Source organism: Streptomyces sp. NBC_00016, from assembly GCF_045040885.1.
GTDB classification, from domain to species: Bacteria; Actinomycetota; Actinomycetes; order Streptomycetales; family Streptomycetaceae; genus Streptomyces; species Streptomyces coriariae.
In genome coordinates, this window is record NZ_CP108304.1 from 6,069,558 (window position 1) to 6,086,849 (window position 17,292).

General features: G+C 69.4%; 21 protein-coding genes, 1 tRNA gene and 1 riboswitch. Of the genes, 14 read left to right on the forward strand and 8 right to left on the reverse strand.

Annotated elements, in window-relative coordinates; all coding sequences use genetic code 11:
- Positions 1–123: 123 nt before the first annotated feature.
- Positions 124–732, reverse strand: a complete 609-nt coding sequence (locus OG933_RS26905; protein ID WP_020132201.1) for a DUF2017 domain-containing protein — start codon at positions 730–732, stop codon at positions 124–126.
- A gap of 11 nt (positions 733–743) precedes the next feature.
- Positions 744–1,061: an ATP-dependent Clp protease adapter ClpS gene (clpS, locus tag OG933_RS26910; protein WP_362270825.1), complete on the reverse strand. Its 318-nt coding sequence runs from the start codon at positions 1,059–1,061 to the stop codon at positions 744–746.
- A 57-nt stretch (positions 1,062–1,118) separates the two neighbouring features.
- Between clpS and OG933_RS26915 the strand changes: the two genes are divergently transcribed.
- From OG933_RS26915 to OG933_RS26940, 6 genes are all read left to right on the forward strand, one after another.
- Positions 1,119–2,465: a nicotinate phosphoribosyltransferase gene (locus OG933_RS26915; RefSeq protein WP_362522596.1), complete on the forward strand. Its 1,347-nt coding sequence runs from the start codon at positions 1,119–1,121 to the stop codon at positions 2,463–2,465.
- A gap of 97 nt (positions 2,466–2,562) precedes the next feature.
- A complete protein-coding gene (locus OG933_RS26920) occupies positions 2,563–3,147 on the forward strand; it encodes a nicotinamidase (protein ID WP_362522595.1) in 585 nt (194 codons plus the stop codon).
- 80 nt (positions 3,148–3,227) lie between these two features.
- Positions 3,228–4,280, forward strand: a complete 1,053-nt coding sequence (locus OG933_RS26925; protein ID WP_405629230.1) for a LacI family DNA-binding transcriptional regulator — start codon at positions 3,228–3,230, stop codon at positions 4,278–4,280.
- A 92-nt stretch (positions 4,281–4,372) separates the two neighbouring features.
- On the forward strand, positions 4,373–4,468 hold the full coding sequence (locus tag OG933_RS26930; RefSeq protein ID WP_020132206.1) for a putative leader peptide: 96 nt from the start codon (positions 4,373–4,375) through the stop codon (positions 4,466–4,468).
- Between the two features lie 126 nt (positions 4,469–4,594).
- Positions 4,595–4,873, forward strand: coding sequence for a MoaD/ThiS family protein (locus OG933_RS26935; protein ID WP_362270817.1), 279 nt, complete (start codon positions 4,595–4,597; stop codon positions 4,871–4,873).
- 16 nt (positions 4,874–4,889) lie between these two features.
- A complete protein-coding gene (locus tag OG933_RS26940) occupies positions 4,890–5,840 on the forward strand; it encodes a PLP-dependent cysteine synthase family protein (RefSeq protein ID WP_020132208.1) in 951 nt (316 codons plus the stop codon).
- 4 nt (positions 5,841–5,844) lie between these two features.
- Here OG933_RS26940 and OG933_RS26945 read toward each other — a convergent pair whose 3' ends face one another.
- A complete protein-coding gene (locus OG933_RS26945; protein ID WP_362522592.1) occupies positions 5,845–6,327 on the reverse strand; it encodes a type II toxin-antitoxin system PemK/MazF family toxin in 483 nt (160 codons plus the stop codon).
- A 260-nt stretch (positions 6,328–6,587) separates the two neighbouring features.
- Here OG933_RS26945 and OG933_RS26950 point away from each other — a divergent pair, with 260 nt between their 5' ends.
- A complete protein-coding gene (locus OG933_RS26950; RefSeq protein WP_020132210.1) occupies positions 6,588–7,340 on the forward strand; it encodes an MBL fold metallo-hydrolase in 753 nt (250 codons plus the stop codon).
- Positions 7,341–7,420: 80 nt separating this feature from the next.
- On the opposite strand, the gene OG933_RS26955 is transcribed toward OG933_RS26950, so the two are convergent.
- Complete coding sequence (locus tag OG933_RS26955; protein ID WP_362522591.1) at positions 7,421–8,671, reverse strand: PTS transporter subunit EIIC; 1,251 nt, start codon at positions 8,669–8,671, stop codon at positions 7,421–7,423.
- A gap of 171 nt (positions 8,672–8,842) precedes the next feature.
- Positions 8,843–10,141: a PTS transporter subunit EIIC gene (locus tag OG933_RS26960; protein WP_020132212.1), complete on the reverse strand. Its 1,299-nt coding sequence runs from the start codon at positions 10,139–10,141 to the stop codon at positions 8,843–8,845.
- Positions 10,142–10,326: 185 nt separating this feature from the next.
- Here OG933_RS26960 and OG933_RS26965 point away from each other — a divergent pair, with 185 nt between their 5' ends.
- The 4 genes from OG933_RS26965 to rdgB all read left to right on the forward strand — a co-directional run bounded on the left by OG933_RS26965 (position 10,327) and on the right by rdgB (position 12,557).
- A complete protein-coding gene (locus tag OG933_RS26965) occupies positions 10,327–10,560 on the forward strand; it encodes a glucose PTS transporter subunit EIIB (protein ID WP_020132213.1) in 234 nt (77 codons plus the stop codon).
- A 95-nt stretch (positions 10,561–10,655) separates the two neighbouring features.
- Positions 10,656–11,393 carry a ribonuclease PH gene (gene rph / locus OG933_RS26970; RefSeq protein ID WP_020132214.1) on the forward strand — a complete coding sequence of 246 codons (738 nt, stop codon included), beginning with the start codon at positions 10,656–10,658 and terminating at the stop codon, positions 11,391–11,393.
- A 111-nt stretch (positions 11,394–11,504) separates the two neighbouring features.
- The gene (locus OG933_RS26975) at positions 11,505–11,921 is read left to right on the forward strand and encodes a hypothetical protein (RefSeq protein WP_362522590.1); all 417 of its coding nucleotides are present in this window, start codon (positions 11,505–11,507) and stop codon (positions 11,919–11,921) included.
- 33 nt (positions 11,922–11,954) lie between these two features.
- Positions 11,955–12,557 carry an RdgB/HAM1 family non-canonical purine NTP pyrophosphatase gene (gene rdgB, locus OG933_RS26980; RefSeq protein WP_405629233.1) on the forward strand — a complete coding sequence of 201 codons (603 nt, stop codon included), beginning with the start codon at positions 11,955–11,957 and terminating at the stop codon, positions 12,555–12,557.
- 65 nt (positions 12,558–12,622) lie between these two features.
- Here rdgB and OG933_RS26985 read toward each other — a convergent pair.
- A tRNA-Leu gene (locus tag OG933_RS26985) sits at positions 12,623–12,705 on the reverse strand.
- A 209-nt stretch (positions 12,706–12,914) separates the two neighbouring features.
- Positions 12,915–13,382, reverse strand: a complete 468-nt coding sequence (gene bcp / locus OG933_RS26990) for a thioredoxin-dependent thiol peroxidase (RefSeq protein ID WP_054240203.1) — start codon at positions 13,380–13,382, stop codon at positions 12,915–12,917.
- 94 nt (positions 13,383–13,476) lie between these two features.
- Here bcp and OG933_RS26995 point away from each other — a divergent pair, with 94 nt between their 5' ends.
- The 3 genes from OG933_RS26995 (at position 13,477) to OG933_RS27005 (ending at position 14,711) form a co-directional block, all read left to right on the forward strand.
- Positions 13,477–13,806, forward strand: coding sequence for a DUF3618 domain-containing protein (locus OG933_RS26995; RefSeq protein ID WP_054240202.1), 330 nt, complete (start codon positions 13,477–13,479; stop codon positions 13,804–13,806).
- Positions 13,807–13,904: 98 nt separating this feature from the next.
- Positions 13,905–14,207 (forward strand): co-chaperone GroES, encoded by a 303-nt coding sequence (locus OG933_RS27000; protein ID WP_372481747.1) that lies wholly within the window; start codon positions 13,905–13,907, stop codon positions 14,205–14,207.
- Between the two features lie 63 nt (positions 14,208–14,270).
- Positions 14,271–14,346, forward strand: a riboswitch (guanidine-III (ykkC-III) riboswitch).
- Positions 14,347–14,390: 44 nt separating this feature from the next.
- On the forward strand, positions 14,391–14,711 hold the full coding sequence (locus tag OG933_RS27005; protein WP_020132220.1) for a multidrug efflux SMR transporter: 321 nt from the start codon (positions 14,391–14,393) through the stop codon (positions 14,709–14,711).
- Positions 14,712–14,717: 6 nt separating this feature from the next.
- Here the strand turns inward: OG933_RS27005 and OG933_RS27010 are convergent, their stop codons facing one another.
- A complete protein-coding gene (locus OG933_RS27010; protein ID WP_405629235.1) occupies positions 14,718–17,144 on the reverse strand; it encodes a transglycosylase domain-containing protein in 2,427 nt (808 codons plus the stop codon).
- Positions 17,145–17,292 lie beyond the last annotated feature (148 nt).

Sequence of the window (17,292 nt, forward strand, 5' to 3'; positions counted from 1 at the left end):
TGTGGCGCACGACACAAGAAGAAGCGGATGAACGAGACACAAAGAGGACACTCCCGGCCGTCGCGTTGACGCGATCGTTATCCGGATTTGAGCGTCCTCTGAGCGAACAAAAAAGCGAAGGAATCAGGGCAGAAGAGTCGTCACGAGGGTCTCCTGGAGCCCGCCCAGCCACAGGTACGCCATCACCATCGGCTTGCGCGGGTCCTCGTCCGGCAGCCGGTAGAGGAGATCGGTGTCGTCCTCGTCGGTGATCTCCAGGCGGGAGCCGATCGCGAGGCGCAGGTCGTTCAGCGCGCGGAGCCACTGCTGGGACTCCTGCGGCGTCAGCTTCAGCACCGCCCCGCCCGCGCCGGCCGCCTCGGAGGCCAGCTCGTCCAGCGAGCGGACCACCGTGAGGGCGTTCTCGCGCTTGCCGGCCCGCAGGTCGTTCTCGGTGTAGCGGCGGAACTCGGCGGAGTGCGCCTTCTGCTCGCCCGCCCGCTCGGGCCCCGGGGTGCCCTCCGGGTCGGTGTAGGCGTCCGGGAAGAGGCGGCGCAGCACCGGGTCGGCGGGAGGCTCGCTCGGCCCGTCGGCGAAGAGCTCGGCGAGCGGGTCGTCGGGGGCGTCCTCGGCCGGGCCGGGGCCGATGAGCTCCAGGAGCTGCACGGCCAGCGACCGGATGATGGAGATCTCGACGTCGTCGAGTGCGACGGCCGCGCCGCCGCCGGGGAGCGGTTCGAAGTGTCCAGGCATAGGAGGGGAGGCTACTTCCGGTCCTGCTGGAGGGTGGCCCACAGGCCGTATCCGTGCATCGCCTGCACGTCGCGTTCCATCTCCTCGCGCGAACCGCTGGAGACGACGGCGCGGCCCTTGTGGTGGACGTCCATCATGAGCTTGGTGGCCTTGTCCTTGCTGTACCCGAAGTACGACTGGAAGACGTACGTCACGTAGCTCATGAGGTTGACCGGGTCGTTGTGCACGATCGTGACCCAGGGGACGTCCGGCTCGGGTACGGCGAAGACCTCCTCCGCCGACTCGGTGCGTTCGATCTCAAGGGGAGCGGGTGACGTCACGTCGTCCATGCTGCCACGCGGCAGGGAAATCGTCACACCGACGAAAAGGGAGTAGCATCCATTGCCATGAACACAGCGGACCTTGGGCTGCCGGTGGATGTTCCGTCGACGGCGCTCTTCACGGACCAGTACGAACTGACGATGCTCCAGGCAGCCCTGAAAGCGGGCACGGCCGAACGACGCAGCGTGTTCGAGGTCTTCACCCGGCGGCTGCCGGAGGGCCGGCGCTACGGCGTCGTCGCGGGCACCGGGCGGGTCCTGGACGCCGTCGAGAACCTCCGGTTCGACGCGGACGTCCTCGGCTTCCTGCGCGAGCGGAACATCGTCGACGACGAGACCCTGGAATGGCTCGCCGGATACCGCTTCTCGGGTGACATCTGGGGCTACCCGGAGGGCGAGGTCTACTTCCCGGGCTCGCCGATCATGCGCGTCGAGGGCTCCTTCGCCGAGTGCGTGCTCCTCGAGACCGTGATCCTCTCCATCCTCAACCACGACTCCGCGATCGCGGCCGCCGCCTCCCGGATGTCCTCCGCCGCGGGCGAGCGCCCCCTGATCGAGATGGGTGCCCGCCGCACCCACGAACTGGCCGCGGTCGCCGCCTCCCGCGCCGCCTACATCGGCGGCTTCGCCAGCACCTCCGACCTGGCCGCCGGCTTCCGCTACGGCATCCCCACCGTGGGCACCAGCGCCCACGCCTTCACCCTCCTGCACGACACCGAGCGGGACGCCTTCCAGGCCCAGGTCGACTCGCTCGGCCGGGGCACCACCCTGCTCGTGGACACGTACGACGTCGCCGAGGCCGTCCGGACGGCCGTCGACGTCGCCGGACCCGAGCTCGGCGCGGTCCGCATCGACTCCGGCGACCTGCTCCTCGTGGCCCACCGGGTGCGCCAGCAGCTCGACGAGCTCGGCGCGACGAACACCCGGATCGTGGTCACCTCCGACCTCGACGAGTACGCCATCGCCTCACTGGCCGCGTCCCCCGTCGACGCGTACGGCGTCGGCACCCAGCTGGTGACCGGATCCGGGCATCCGACCTGCTCGATGGTCTACAAGCTGGTCGCCCGCGCCGGATCCGCCGACCCGCAGGCACCGCTGGTGCCGGTGGCGAAGAAGTCCTCCGGCGGCAAGACCTCCATCGGCGGCCGCAAGTGGGCGGCGCGCCGGCCCGACGCGCACGGGGTGGCCGAGGCCGAGGCCGTCGGCACCGGCGACGTCCCCGCCGCACTGGCCGACCACCAGCTGCTCGTCGAGCTGGTCAAGGGCGGCGAGGTCGTCGGTCGCGAGCCCCTGGACACCGTCCGCGACCGCCACATCGCGGCCCGCGCCGGCCTGCCCCTCTCCGCGACCCAGCTGTCGCGCGGGGAACCCGTCATTCCCACGGAGTATGTACAGGGCCTGTCGGGTAACTAGGGCGTGTACCCGGCGCACACCGGGCGACGCCCCCTCCCGCGGGGCCGACAAAGTCTCTAGGCTCAATTACTTCACCCTCAGTCGAAGGACACCGACCATGCGCCGCGCCTTGATCGTCGTAGACGTGCAGAACGACTTCTGCGAGGGAGGCAGCCTCGCGGTGACCGGCGGCGCCGACGTGGCCGCCGCCATCACCGAGCTGATCGGGCAGGCACCCGCCGGTTACCGGCATGTGGTGGCCACCCGCGACCACCACATCGCGCCCGGCGGCCACTTCGCCGACAACCCCGACTACGTGCACTCCTGGCCCGCGCACTGCGTGGCGGGCACGGAGGGCGTCGGCTTCCACCCCAACTTCGCGCCCGCCGTCGCCTCCGGCGCCATCGACGCCGTCTTCGACAAGGGCGCCTACGCGGCCGCGTACAGCGGCTTCGAGGGCGCCGACGAGAACGGCGCCACGCTGGGCGACTGGCTGCGGGACCGCCAGATCGACGAGGTGGACGTCGTCGGCATCGCCACCGACCACTGCGTACGCGCCACCGCCCTGGACGCGGCCCGCGAGGGCTTCCGCACCCAGGTCCTGCTGGACCTCACCGCCGGCGTGGCCAAGGAGAGCACCGACCGGGCCCTGGAGGAACTGCGCGCGGCCGGCGTGGAACTGACGGGCAAGCCGGTCGTCTAGGGCAGGCCCTGGTCCCGGCGCCGCCCCCGCCCGACGGTTACCGTTTCCGCAAGGTGCACGCACAACTCACCCCAACGGAGATGGTGTTGACGCAACGCTCGCACGTACGGCGGCCCACGCTCGAAGACGTCGCCCGGCAGTCGGGAGTCTCGAAGTCGACCGTGTCCCGGGTGATCAACGGGGAGGCCCGGGTCCGGGCGGAGGTCGTCGACCGGGTCCGCCGGGTGATCTCCGAGCTGGGATACGTCCCCAACCAGGCGGCCCGGCAACTCGTCACCCACCGCACGAACGCCGTCGCCGTGGTCGCCGCCCAGCCCGAGAACCGGCTCTTCATCGACCCCTTCTTCGACCTCCTGCTGCGCGGCATCCGCCGCGAACTCGCACTCCACGGCGCCCAGGCCGTCCTGCTGTTCCTGGAGGAACCCGACGACTACGCGCGCGTGGCCGACTACCTCGGCGGCGGCCATGTCGACGGCGCGATCCTGTTCTCCCTGCGCCCCGGCGACCGGCTGGCCGAGATCATCGACCGGCTCGGCCTCCCGGCCGTGTTCGGCGGCCGCCCGCTGCTGCGCGACGGCGACCCCGTGCGGCCCGGCCAGGCCCACGTCGACGGCGACAACCGCGGCGGCGCCCGGCTGGCCGTCCAGCACCTGGTCGCCCTCGGCCGGCGGCGGATCGCGACCGTCACCGGGCCCTACGACCAGGAGAACTCCGCCGCGGACCGGCTGGCCGGGTACCGGGACGTGCTGCGCGACGCCGGCGCGCCGCCCCTGGTCGAGCGGGCCGACTACACCCGGCAGGGCGGCGCCGACGCCATGGCCGCGCTGCTGGACCGCCACCCCGGCCTCGACGCCGTGTTCGTCGCCTCCGACCTCATGGCGTCCGGCGCCCTGCAGACCCTGCGGGAGCGCGGGCGCAGGGTCCCCGAGGACGTGGCCGTCGTCGGCTTCGACGACCTCACCTCCATCGCCGAGACGACCGACCCGCCCCTCACCACCGTCCACCAGGACATCGAGGAGATGGGCCGGCTGATGGCCCGGCTGCTGATGGCCCGGGAACACACCCCGGACGGGTCGCCGGACGGGCCGTCCGTGATCGTCCCCACCCGCCTGGTGCGCCGTGCGTCGGCCTAGCGGCACGGTGACATCTCACTCCCCGGCCCCATACCGTCCGCGATGTGGGATCACATTCCAGGAGCCGGACCGGGAATCGATACGATGAGCCCATGGTTCTGAACGACGTGAGCGAGAAGACGCCGGGCGCACTGCTCGTGGCGCGGCTGCACGTCGACCTGTGCAGGCTCGCCAGCGCCATCTGTTGACGCACCACCCGCCGCCGTACGGCCGTGAGCCGACGGGGGCATGCCCGCGCGAGCGCAGCCGAGCGTGGGGGAGCCACACACGCACGAACCCGCGCCGCCCACACCTTCCGACAGGAGCCCTGAACCATGGCCATCGAGGTCCGCATCCCCACCATCCTCCGCCAGTACACCGACGGTCAGAAGGCGGTGGAGGGCACCGGTGACACCCTCGCCGACCTGTTCACCGACCTCGAGACCCGGCACACGGGCATCCGGGCCCGCATCGTGGACGACGGAAAGCTGCGCCGCTTCGTCAACGTGTACCTGAACGACGAGGACGTCCGCTTCGTCGACGGCATCGACACCAAGCTGACCGACGGCGACACCGTGACCATCCTGCCGGCCGTGGCCGGCGGCATGGCCTGATCGGCCGCCGGACCCCATGCGTTACGACTCCCCGCTGGCCGCGGTGGGCAACACCCCTCTGGTGCGCCTGCCGCGGCTCTCGCCGTCCGCCGACGTCCGCATCTGGGCGAAGCTCGAGGACCGCAACCCCACCGGCTCGGTCAAGGACCGCCCCGCCCTGCACATGGTCGAGCAGGCCGAGAAGGACGGCCGCCTCACCCCCGGCTGCACCATCCTGGAACCGACGAGCGGCAACACCGGCATCTCCCTCGCCATGGCGGCCAAGCTCAAGGGCTACCGCATGGTCTGCGTCATGCCCGAGAACACCTCGCAGGAACGCCGGGACCTGCTCGGCATGTGGGGCGCCGAGATCATCTCCTCCCCGGCCGCGGGCGGCTCCAACACCGCGGTCCGGGTCGCCAAGGAGCTCTCCGCCGAGCACCCCGACTGGGTGATGCTCTACCAGTACGGCAACCCCGACAACGCGGGCGCGCACTACGCCACCACCGGCCCCGAGATCCTCGCCGACCTCCCGTCCATCACCCACTTCGTCGCCGGCCTCGGCACGACGGGGACGCTGATGGGCGTCGGCCGGTTCCTCCGCGAGAACAAGCCGGACGTGAAGATCGTCGCCGCCGAGCCGCGCTACGACGACCTGGTCTACGGCCTGCGCAACCTCGACGAGGGCTTCGTACCCGAGCTGTACGACGCCTCCGTCCTCACCACCCGCTTCTCGGTCGGCTCGGCGGACGCCGTGACCCGCACCCGCGAACTCCTCCAGCAGGAGGGCATCTTCGCGGGCGTCTCCACGGGCGCGGCCCTGCACGCGGCGATCGGCGTCGGAAGGAAGGCGCTGAAGGCGGGGGAGAGCGCCGACATCGCGTTCGTCGTCGCGGACGGCGGCTGGAAGTACCTGTCCACGGGCGTCTACACCGCGGCCACCACGGAGGAAGCGATCGAGACCCTCCAGGGCCAGCTCTGGGCGTAGGGTTTCAGGTAGCCAGGTGACGGACCTGGTCCCACAGGACCGGGTCCACCACACCCACCCTGCGCCGGAAGTCGCTCACCCGGATCTGGCGCAGCTCGTCCGTCTCCAGGAAACTCGGCCGCCCCTGCGCGTCCCCCACGGCACCCGGCGGCAGCGGGATCACCCCGGCCCGCTCGTCGTGGTACTTGCTGGTGATCTTCGCGACGGTGGCGCGGTCACCGCGCACCATGAGCACCAGACACGGCCGGTCCTTCACCCCGGGGCCGTCCTCGAACGGCACGTCCGCCCACCAGATCTCCGCCGGCTGGGGACGGCCGGCGAAGCCGTGGCCCCGGGTCGACCGGCCCGAAGGCCGCCCCGTCGTCCGGCCCGGCGGCCGGGTCCCGCGCCGCTTCGGCCTGCGGCCCCGCCCCCAGCCGTCCACGAGCGTCGCGACCAGCGCGAGCAGTATCACCGCCGCGAGCGCGAGCCACCAGGACGTGTCCATACGACGACGTTACCGGCGTGCGAGCGCCGCCGCGCGCCCCGTCACCACTTCCCGTGCCCCCGGTCCAGCCGAACCGGTGACACCACAGGTGAGTTCGCCCACAACGGCCCCTGGCGGAGGAGCGACCCGGGGTTTTGCGCCTTACGCTCGACGCACCGCACGACCCCCGTCGCCCCATTTAACGATCATTCGTTCCACGATCCGTCCCCCGGACCTCACCCGGTACTTCTCGGTTTCCCGCCAGCGGAGGTTTCGCCTTCATGAAGCTCACCGTCGTCGGCTGCTCGGGGTCGTTCCCGTCCGCGGAATCGGCCTGCTCGAGCTACCTCCTCGAGGCCGACGGCTTTCGGCTGCTTCTCGACATGGGCAACGGCGCCCTGGGCGAGTTGCAGCGCCACTGCGGTCTCTACGACCTCGACGCGATCTTCCTGAGCCATCTGCACGCCGACCACTGCATCGACATGTGCGCCTACTTCGTCGCGCGCTACTACCGGCACGACGGCGGCCGCTGCGACCCCATCCCGGTCTACGGCCCGGAGGGCACGGAGCACCGCCTGACCACGGCCTACGCCGACACGCCGTCGGCCTCCTCCATGAGCGAGGTCTTCGACTTCCACACGGTCAAGCCGTCCACCTTCGACATCGGCCCGTTCACCGTGCACACCGAACGCGTGGCCCACCCGGTGGAGGCCTACGGCATCCGCGTCGAACACGGTGGCAGGTCGCTGACCTACTCCGGCGACACCGGCGTCAGCCCCGCGCTGGAGGACCTCGCCCGCGACACCGACCTCTTCCTGTGCGAGGCCGCCTTCACGCACGGCAAGGAGAACATCCCCGACCTGCACCTCAACGGCCGCGAAGCCGGCGAGACGGCGAGCAGGGCGGGCGCGAGGAAGCTCGTACTGACCCACATCCCGCCGTGGACCGACCCCCGGGTCAACCTGGCGGACGCCCGCGCGGTGTTCGACGGCCCGGTGGAACTGGCCGCGCCACGGCTGACGTACGAGATCTAGAGCCGACGCACGCAGAAGGCCCCCGGAGCGGTTCAGGGCTCCGGGGGCCTTCGCATGTCCTGCGCGGGCGCGCTGCGTACCTACGCCTTGGTGAGGTCCTCGAGCTCCTCCTCGGGCTCACGGCCCGGGGTGGGGAGGTTGAACTTCGTGATGGCGAAGCGGAAGACGACGTAGTAGACCGCGCCGAACACCAGGCCGATCGGGATGATCAGCCAGGGCTTGGTGGCCAGGTTCCAGTTCAGCGCGTAGTCGATGAAGCCCGCGGAGAAGGTGAAGCCGGCGTGGACGCCCAGGGCCCAGGTGATCGCCATGGACAGGGCCGTCAGCACCGCGTGGATCGCGTACAGCAGCGGCGCGATGAACATGAACGAGAACTCGATGGGCTCGGTGACACCGGTCACGAAGGAGGTCAGCGCGAGCGAGATCATCATGCCCAGCACGGCCTTGCGGCGCTCGGGGCGGGCGGTGTGCGCGATGGCCAGGGCGGCGGCCGGCAGACCGAACATCATGATCGGGAAGAAGCCGGACATGAACTGGCCGGCGGTCGGGTCACCGGCGAAGAAGCGGGTGAGGTCGCCGTGCACGACGGCACCGGTGGCGTCCTTGAAGTCGCCGATCTGGAACCAGGCGACGGAGTTCACGAACTGGTGCATGCCGACCGGGATCAGCGCGCGGTTGATCAGACCGAACAGGCCCGCGCCGAACGCGCCCAGACCCGTCATCCACTCGCCGAAGTCCGATATGACCTCACCGATCGGCTCCCAGACCAGGCCGAAGAAGACACCTACGAGCGTGCCGACGAACGCCATGATGATCGGCACCAGACGGCGGCCGTTGAAGAAGCCGAGCCAGTCCACCAGCTTCGTGCGGTGGAACCGCTGCCAGACCACCGCGCCGAGCAGACCCATCACGATGCCGCCGAGGACACCGGGGTTGTTGTAGGTCGCGGCTATGTCCGCACCCGCCTGGACCTTGGCCTCGGAGACCGGGAACGCCTTCAGGACGTTGGCGTAGACCAGGAAGCCGACCAGCGCGGCCAGCGCGGTGGAGCCGTCCGACTTCTTGGCGAAGCCGATCGCGACACCGATACAGAAGAGCATCGGGAGGTTGTCGAAGATGGCACCGCCGGCCGTGGCGAAGACCGCCGTGACCTTGTCGGGCAGGTGCAGCTTCTCCTGGACGTCCGACTGTCCGAGCCGCAGCAGCAGGCCCGCCGCCGGCAGCACGGCGATCGGGAGCTGAAGGCTGCGGCCGACCTTCTGCAGCCCCTGCAGAAGGCCGGATCCCCATCTCTTCTGTGGGGCCGCCGTGGGCGCGGTGGCGGTGCTCATAGACTTCCTCCATCGGGTGGTGGTCTACACCACTCAGTGGTGTAGACCATGTTGTAGCACGATGAAGGTGGCATAAGGAACCCACGATTCTCGTAATCGTGGTATTACGCTCGGCTACGTCCGACGGCCCTCCGGCCGAGCCCCGGGCCGCGCCCCCGAACCGGCCCCCGGCTACGCCTTCGTGACGTCCTCCCGCTCCTCCTCCGGCTCCCGCCCGGGAGTCTTCAGATCGAACTTCGTGATCGCGAAACGGAAGATCGCGTAGTAGACGACCGCGAAGCACAGCCCGATCGGGATGATCGCCCAGGGCCGCGTCGCCAGATTCCAGTTGATGACGTAGTCGATGAGCCCGGCGGAGAAACTGAAACCGTCGTGCACACCCAGCCCCCACGTCACCGCCATCGACGCCCCCGTCAGCACCGCGTGCACCGCGTACAGCAACGGCGCGACGAACAGGAACGAGTACTCGATCGGCTCGGTGATGCCGGTCACGAACGACGTCAGCGCCACGGACAGCATCAGACCGCCGACCTCCTTGCGGCGGGACGGCCTCGCGCAGTGCGTGATCGCCAGCGCCGCCGCGGGCAGCGCGAACATCATGATCGGGAAGAAGCCCGACGTGAACTGCCCCGCATCCGGGTCGCCCTGAAGGAACATGTTGATGTCGCCGTGCACCACCGTGCCGTCCGGCTTCGTGAAACTGCCGAACTGGAACCAGATGGGCACGTTCAGGAACTGGTGCAGACCGATCACCAGCAACGCCCGGTTCGCGACACCGAAGATGCCCGCGCCCCATGCGTCCAGCCCGTCCAGCCAGTCGCTGAAACTCTCCAGGGCGTCACCGATCGGCGGCCAGACCCACAGACACAGCGCGGCGAACGCGATCGCCACGAACGCCATGATGATCGGCACCAGACGGCGGCCGTTGAAGAAGCCCAGCCAGTCCACCAGCTTCGTGCGGTGGTAGCGCTGCCAGAAGTAGGCCGTCAGCAGCCCCATGACGATCCCGCCGAAGACCCCCGGATTCTGGTACGCGAAGGCCCCCACCGTGTTGTCGGTCGCCTGGCACCCGATGTTCGGGATCACCTTCGAACCCGGCCCGCAGTCCTCCGGGAACTGCCGCAGCACGTTGTAGTAGACGAGGAAGCCCGCCACCGCCGCCAACGCCGTCGAACCGTCCGCCTTCTTCGCCATGCCGATGGCCACGCCGACGCAGAACAGCAGCGGCAGCCCGAGGGAGCTGTCGAGCAGTGCCGCGCCCGCCCCCGCCATCACCTTCGCCACGTCCGTCCAGCCGAGCCCGTCGTCCCCGAACATGTCAGGCTGGCCGAACCTGTTGAGGATGCCCGCGGCCGGCAGCACCGCGATCGGCAGCTGAAGACTGCGCCCCATCTTCTGCAGGCCCTGGAACGCGGTGTGCCAGCGTCGGCGGGCCGGGCTGATCTCGGTCTCGGCGCTCTCGGCACTCATCGTTTGGCGACCGCCTGTCAGGTGGTGTAGACCAGCTACGGACGATTGGGTTGCTGGGACGTCATCGCTGACGTCATCCTTCGGCACACCCGGCACAATCGCTCGCGAAGTTGGGCCAACTGTGGGTTACTGCGACAAAGCGGTTCACATCGCGGTTCGCATCAGGGAATTCAGGGAGACGGAACATGGCCACCAAGGCTGAGAAGATCGTCGCCGGACTCGGCGGCCTCGACAACATCGAAGAGATCGAAGGCTGCATCACCCGGCTGCGCACCGAGGTCAACGACGCCTCACTCGTCGACGAAGCCGCCCTGAAGGCCGCCGGCGCCCACGGCGTCGTCAAGATGGGCACCGCGATCCAGGTCGTCATCGGCACCGACGCCGACCCGATCGCCGCGGAGATCGAAGACATGATGTGAGCCTTCGCGCTCACACCTGAGGGCTCACCGCCGAAGGGGCTCCTCCCACCACCGTGGGAGGAGCCCCTTCCGCAGGTACGGCTAGGCTCAGCGCCATGTCTCGAATCGACGGCCGCACCCCCGAACAGCTCCGCCCCGTCACCATCGAACGTGGCTGGAGCAAGCACGCCGAGGGCTCCGTCCTCGTCTCCTTCGGCGACACGAAGGTCTTCTGCACCGCCTCCGTCACCGAAGGCGTCCCCCGCTGGCGCAAGGGCAGCGGCGAGGGCTGGGTCACCGCGGAGTACTCCATGCTCCCCCGGGCCACCAACACCCGCGGCGACCGCGAGTCCGTCCGCGGCAAGATCGGCGGCCGCACCCACGAGATCTCCCGCCTCATCGGCCGCTCACTGCGCGCGGTGATCGACTACAAGGCGCTCGGCGAGAACACCATCGTCCTCGACTGCGACGTCCTGCAGGCCGACGGCGGCACCCGCACGGCGGCCATCACCGGCGCGTACGTCGCGCTGGCGGACGCCATCACCTGGGCCCAGGGCAAGAAGCTCATCAAGGCCGGCCGCCAGCCCCTCACCGGCACGGTGAGCGCGGTCTCGGTCGGCATCGTCGCAGGAGTCCCGCTCCTCGACCTCCGCTACGAGGAGGACGTCCGCGCCGAGACCGACATGAACGTCGTCTGCACCGGCGACGGCCGCTTCGTCGAGGTCCAGGGCACCGCCGAGGCCGAGCCGTTCGCCCGCGAGGAACTCAACTCCCTGCTGGACCTGGCCGTTCTGGGCTGCACGGAACTGACTGTCCTGCAGCGCGCGGCACTTGATACGGTCCTCGAAAAGTAAAGGGAACACCAAGAGGAGCGGCGGGCGCGAGCAACCGGCACGCCCGCCGACGCGTCTTGGCCAGTACACCAACGGGGGCCTCCTGGGCCTGGCAAGGGGAGGAACACACTGATGTCCACGGCCGCGAGCCGACGCCCGAAGCGGCGTCGCCGATCCGTCATAGCCGCCACCACGGCGGCCGTCGCCCTCACCGTGGGACTGACGGCGACCGGCTGCGACGCAGTCAACAAGGCCCTGGACTGCGTCCAGACCGCCGACTCCATCGCCGACAGCGTCACCGACCTCCAGCAGGCCGTGGAGAACGCCGCGAACGACCCCACACAGACGGAGGAGTCGCTGACCTCCATCGAGAACAACCTCGACAAGATCGGCGACAAGACGGACAACACCGACGTCAACAAGGCGGTCGACGACCTCCAGACGGCCGTCGCCAATGTCCGCACCGCCGTCGAGAACGGCGACAACACTCCCGACCTCAGCCCCGTCACCGACGCCGCGGGCGAACTGACGAAGGTCTGCACCCCGTAGGAGACGCCGGGCGGAACTGGGGATACTGGGCGCATGACCCGCCTGATCCTCGCCACCCGCAACGCCGGAAAGATCACCGAACTGAGGTCGATCCTCGCCGACGCAGGCCTGCCCCACGACCTCGTCGGCGCGGACGCCTACCCCGACATCCCCGACGTCAGGGAAACCGGCGTCACCTTCGCCGAGAACGCGCTCCTGAAGGCCCACGCCCTCGCGCGGGCGACGGGGTTCCCGGCCGTCGCCGACGACTCGGGCCTCTGTGTCGACGTCCTGAACGGCGCCCCGGGCATCTTCTCCGCCCGCTGGGCCGGCAAGCACGGCGACGACCGGGCCAACCTGGACCTGCTCCTGGCCCAGCTCTCGGACATCGCCGAGGAACACCGGGGTGCCCACTTCGCCTGCGCGGCGGCCCTGGCCCTCCCGGACGGCACGGAACGCGTCGTCGAGGGCCGCCTCACCGGCACCCTCCGCCACACCCCGACCGGCACCAACGGCTTCGGCTACGACCCGATCCTCCAGCCGGACAGCGAGACGCGCACCTGCGCGGAACTGACGCCGGCGGAAAAGAACGCGATCAGCCACCGCGGCAAGGCGTTCCGGGGGCTGGTGCCGGTGGTGCGGGAGTTGCTGGGCTGAGGGCTACCCACCAGCAAGGTCCGGATTGCGGAAGTCGCGCGCCGGACCTTGCCGGTGAAGGTAAGTGCGGCCTGAGGGATTCGAACCCTCACGGGATTTCTCCCATCGCGCCCTAAACGCGAGGCGTCTGCCGTTCCGCCAAGGCCGCCGGCCGCCCGTCGTCGAGCGACGGGTGCCTGCAAGTGTACGGGGATCCGCAGCTGTCCGGCGAGCGGCGCTCCCTCTTTCGGTCGGCACCACGTCTCTGTCGGCGCATGGCAGTTGGGGCCCAGGCAGCGGCAGGACAGTCGCGCACGGAACGTGAAGCGGCCCGTGCCGGGGGTTCCGACGCGGGCCGCTTGCCGGCGGTGAGGGGGCTCAGATGCCCAGGTCCTTGATGATCTTGGCTACGTGGCCGGTGGCCCGGACGTTGTACAGGGCTCGCTCGACCTTGCCGGTCTCGTCGACCACGATGGTGGAGCGGATGACGCCCATGTACGTCTTGCCGTAGTTCTTCTTCTCGCCGTACGCCGCGTAGGCCTCGGTGACGGTCTTCTCGGGGTCGGCCAGCAGGGTGACCTTCAGGGACTCCTTGTCGCGGAACTTGCCCAGCTTCTCGGGGCTGTCGGGGGAGATGCCGATGACGTCGTACCCGGCGCCGGTCAGCAGTTCCAGGTTGTCCGTGAAGTCGCAGGCCTGCTTCGTGCAGCCGGGGGTAAGCGCGGCCGGGTAGAAGTAGACGATGACCTTGCGGCCCTTGTGGTCCGACAGGGACACCTGGTTGCCGTCGGCGTCGGGGAGGGTGAAGGCGGGGGCCACGTCCCCGGGCTGGAGTCGCTCGCTCATCGGGCCAGCGTAACCGGGGGTCCTGACAGTGCGACGGCGGGCAGAGCTGACAGACTGTCCAGAACAAGACACAGCTGACTTCGGAGGCCTTACCGTGGCGGAGACGTCGGACACCAGAACCCCGGCGCAGATCGAGGCGGACATCAGGGCCCGCCGCGAGGTGCTGGCGGAGACGCTGGACGAGATCGGGGTGCGGGTGCATCCGAAGACCATCGTCGGGGACGCCAAGGCCAAGGTCGTCGCCAACGTCGATCACACGCTCGGGAAGGCCTACGTCCAGGTCAACCGTGCCGTGAGCGAGGTACGGGCGCAGTTCGTGAACGAGGAGGGCGCGCCCCGGCTGGAGCGGGTCGTGCCGGTGGCGCTCGTGGTCGTCGGCGTGGTGGGGCTGCTCGCGTTCGGCGGACGGCGCCGCAAGGGCTGATCCCCTGCGCTCCTCGCGCATCCGCGCGGGGTAGGTTCAGTGGTGTGAGCGCCAAGAGAGACGACCTGAGTACCACGCACGACAAGCTGCCCATCCGGATGCTGCACGACCGTGTGCTCGTGAAGCAGGAGACCGGTGAGGGCGAGCGGCGTTCGGGTGGCGGCATTCTGATTCCCGCCACCGCGGCCGTCGGTCGTCGGCTGGCGTGGGCCCAGGTCGTCGCCGTGGGGCAGAACGTGCGGACCGTGGAGCCGGGGGACCGGGTGCTGTACGACCCCGAGGACCGCGCGGAGGTCGAGGTGCGGGGCGTCGCGTACGTGCTGATGCGGGAGCGCGACCTGCATGCCGTGGCGGCCGACCGGTTCGAGGGCTCGGAGGACTCGACCGGCCTGTACCTCTGACCGGCCGGTACCTCTGATGTAGTCGGCAAAAAGGGCTGGTGACCATGGTCACCAGCCCTTTTGTCGTTTCTTTGCTACGTTTGGAAGGAGCCCGACGAGACGCGCCGTACCGGGATGCCGCAGGAAAAGACGACGCATCGCTGTGTCAGTGCGTGAACGCTCGCGTCTCGGAGGTGTCTGCCCATGGCCTGGGTTCTGCTCGTCGTCGCCGGTCTGCTGGAAGTCGGCTGGTCGATCGGGATGAAGTACACGGACGGGTTCACGCGGCTCGTCCCGAGTCTGTTCACCGGCGCCGGCATCGTGGCCAGCATGCTGCTGCTGTCGTACGCCGCCCGTTCCCTCCCCATCGGTACCGCCTATGGCGTGTGGGTCGGGATCGGGGCGGCGGGGGCCGCGGTGGTCGGCATGGTGGTGCTGGGGGAGCCGGCGACCGCTGCCCGGATCTTCTTCGTGTGTCTGCTGCTGGTCGCCGTGGTGGGGCTGAAGGCGACCAGCGGTCACTGAGGGACGTCAGTCCCAGCCGGTGGCTGTCAGCTGGGGGCCGGTCGTCGTGCCCACCGTGTTGCCGGTGTCACCGGTCGTGCCGTCGGAGGTACCGGTGGACGTGTTGCCTCCGGTGGTGCCGGAGCTGGTGCCCGAGGTCGTTCCGCTGGTCGTCGTGCCGCCGTCGGTGGTGCCGGTCGATGTGCTGCCGGTGGTCGTGCCGCCCTCGGTGGTGCTCCCGGAGGTGGTGCTTCCGGTGGTGCCGCCGGTGGTCGTGCCGCCGTTCGTCTGGCCCTGGGTCTGGCCCTGCGTCTGGCCCTTGGTGGCGTCGGCGTCCGGCGAGCTGCCGTCGGACTCCTCGTCGCTGGGCTCGTCCTCGGAGGGCGGGGCCGAGGGGTAGGCGGACTGCTCGCCGCCCTCCTGGATCTGGAGGTTGAAGTCCGTGGCCGGTTCACCCTTCAGGGCGTTCTTGGTGAACTGGGCCCAGATCTCGGTGGGCGCGCCGCCGCCGTTGATGCGGGGCAGACCCATCGCGCCCTTGAGGGACTTGTGGGCGGCGGTCTGCGGGTCCTGGCCCATGACCGCGACCACCGTGGCGAGGTCGGGGGTGTAGCCGGCGAACCAGGCCGCGGTGTCCTCCTCGGCGGTGCCGGTCTTGCCCGCGGCGGGCCGGTCGGCGGCGAGGGCCGCGGTCGCGGTGCCGTTCTGGACGACGCTGCGCAGGACCGAGGTGGTGGTGTCGGCGGCCTCGCGGCTGACGACCTGGGAGGACTTCTGCTCGGGCAGGTCCACCACGTCGGAGCCGTCCTTGGTGACCTTCTCGATCAGGGTGTACGTGCCGTGCTTGCCGTGGTTGGCGAGGGTGGCGTAGGCCTCCGCCATGTCCAGGACGCTGGCGTTGGCCGTGCCGAGGGCGATGGAGGGGTAGGGCTGGAGGTCGGGGGTGTCGGTGGGCAGGCCGAGCGCGATCGCGGTCTGCTTGACCTTCGCGGGGCCGACGTCGACGGCCATCTGCGCGTACACCGAGTTCACCGACTTGTCGGTGGCGGTGCGCACGTCGATGTTGCCGTAGTTGACGTAGTCCTCGTTCTCGGGGGCGTAGGTGCCGCCGGACCAGCCCTGGATGGGGCGCTTGTTGGTGCCGTCGTAGATCGTGTTGGGGGTGATCTGGCGGCCGTCCTGGGTCTCGGAGTCGTTCTCGACGGCCGAGGTGAAGACGAACGGCTTGAAGGTGGAGCCGACCTGGAAGTCCTGGCGGGTGGCGTTGTTGGTGTACTGCTTGACGTAGTCGATGCCGCCGTACAGGGCGAGGACCTTGCCGGTCTTGGGTTCGACGGCGGCGCCGCCCGCGCGGACGTAGGTGTCGACCTTGCGGTTCTTCTTGTCGAGCTTCTTCATCAGCTTGTCGTTGACCGCGTCGACGAAGGCGTTCTGCTTCTTCTTGTCGATGGTGGTGGTGATGCGGTAGCCGCCGGCGTCGAGTTCGTCCTGGGTGACGATCTTGTTCTCGCGCAGGTAGTCCTTGATCGCGTTGACGAGGTAGCCGCGCTGTCCGGACATGCCGGTGTCGGCGCCCGAGGTCTCCTTGACCGCGGGGAACTTCATGCCGGTGCGCGCGGACTGACTGAGCCAGCCCTTGGTGACCATGCCGTCGAGGACGTAGTTCCAGCGGGCCTCGGCGGCGGCCTTGTTCTCGGGGTGGGCGATGATGTCGTACTCGCTGGGCGCGTTGACCAGGGCGGCGAGGTAGGCGCCCTGGGCGGGGGTGAGCTTGGCGGCCTCGACGCCGAAGTAGGCCTTGGCGGCGGCCTGCATGCCGTAGGCGTTGCGGCCGAAGTAGCTGGTGTTGAGGTAGCCCTCTAGGATCTCGTCCTTGGAGGTCTCGCGGTCCAGCTTGATGGAGATGAAGAACTCCTTCACCTTGCGGGTGACGGTCTGTTCCTGCGCGAGGTAGTAGTTCTTCACGTACTGCTGGGTGATCGTGGAGCCGGACTGCTTGCCCTTGCCGGTGGCGGTGTTCCAGCCGGCCCGGAGCATCGCCTTGGGGTCGATGGCGGACTCGGTGTAGAAGTCGCGGTCCTCGGCGGCGAGGACGGCGTGCTGGGCGTCCTTGGAGATCTGGGCGAGGTCGACGTTCTCGCGGTTGACGGTGCCGTCGCGGGCGATCTCGGTGCCGTCGGCGTAGAGATAGACGTTGGACTGCTTGGTGGCGAGCGCGTTGGCCGGCGGGATCTTGACCATGGAGTAGCCGAGGAAGAAGAGTCCGGCGAGCACGAGGACGCCGAGGACGAACGTGCCGAGCACCATCCGCCAGGTGGGCAGGAGCCGGCGCAGTCCGGTCCGCTTGGGTCGCTTCATCTTCTTGCCTTCCTCGCCACTTCCTCCGTCACCCGCCTCGGGGGCTCCGGGTGCCGAGCCCTCGGTGGGCTGCTGCGGCTGTGGCTCGTCACTCATGTGTTGCTGGACTCCTGTTTCGCGTCGTACGTTCCCGTACGCCTCTTAAGCCTCGTAACGCCTTCCGCGTCCCCTGTTGAAGACTCTCGCACCAAGCGTTCCGTTCCCGACAATCGGCGCGCGTTCGGTCACACGTCGTGCCCGGAAA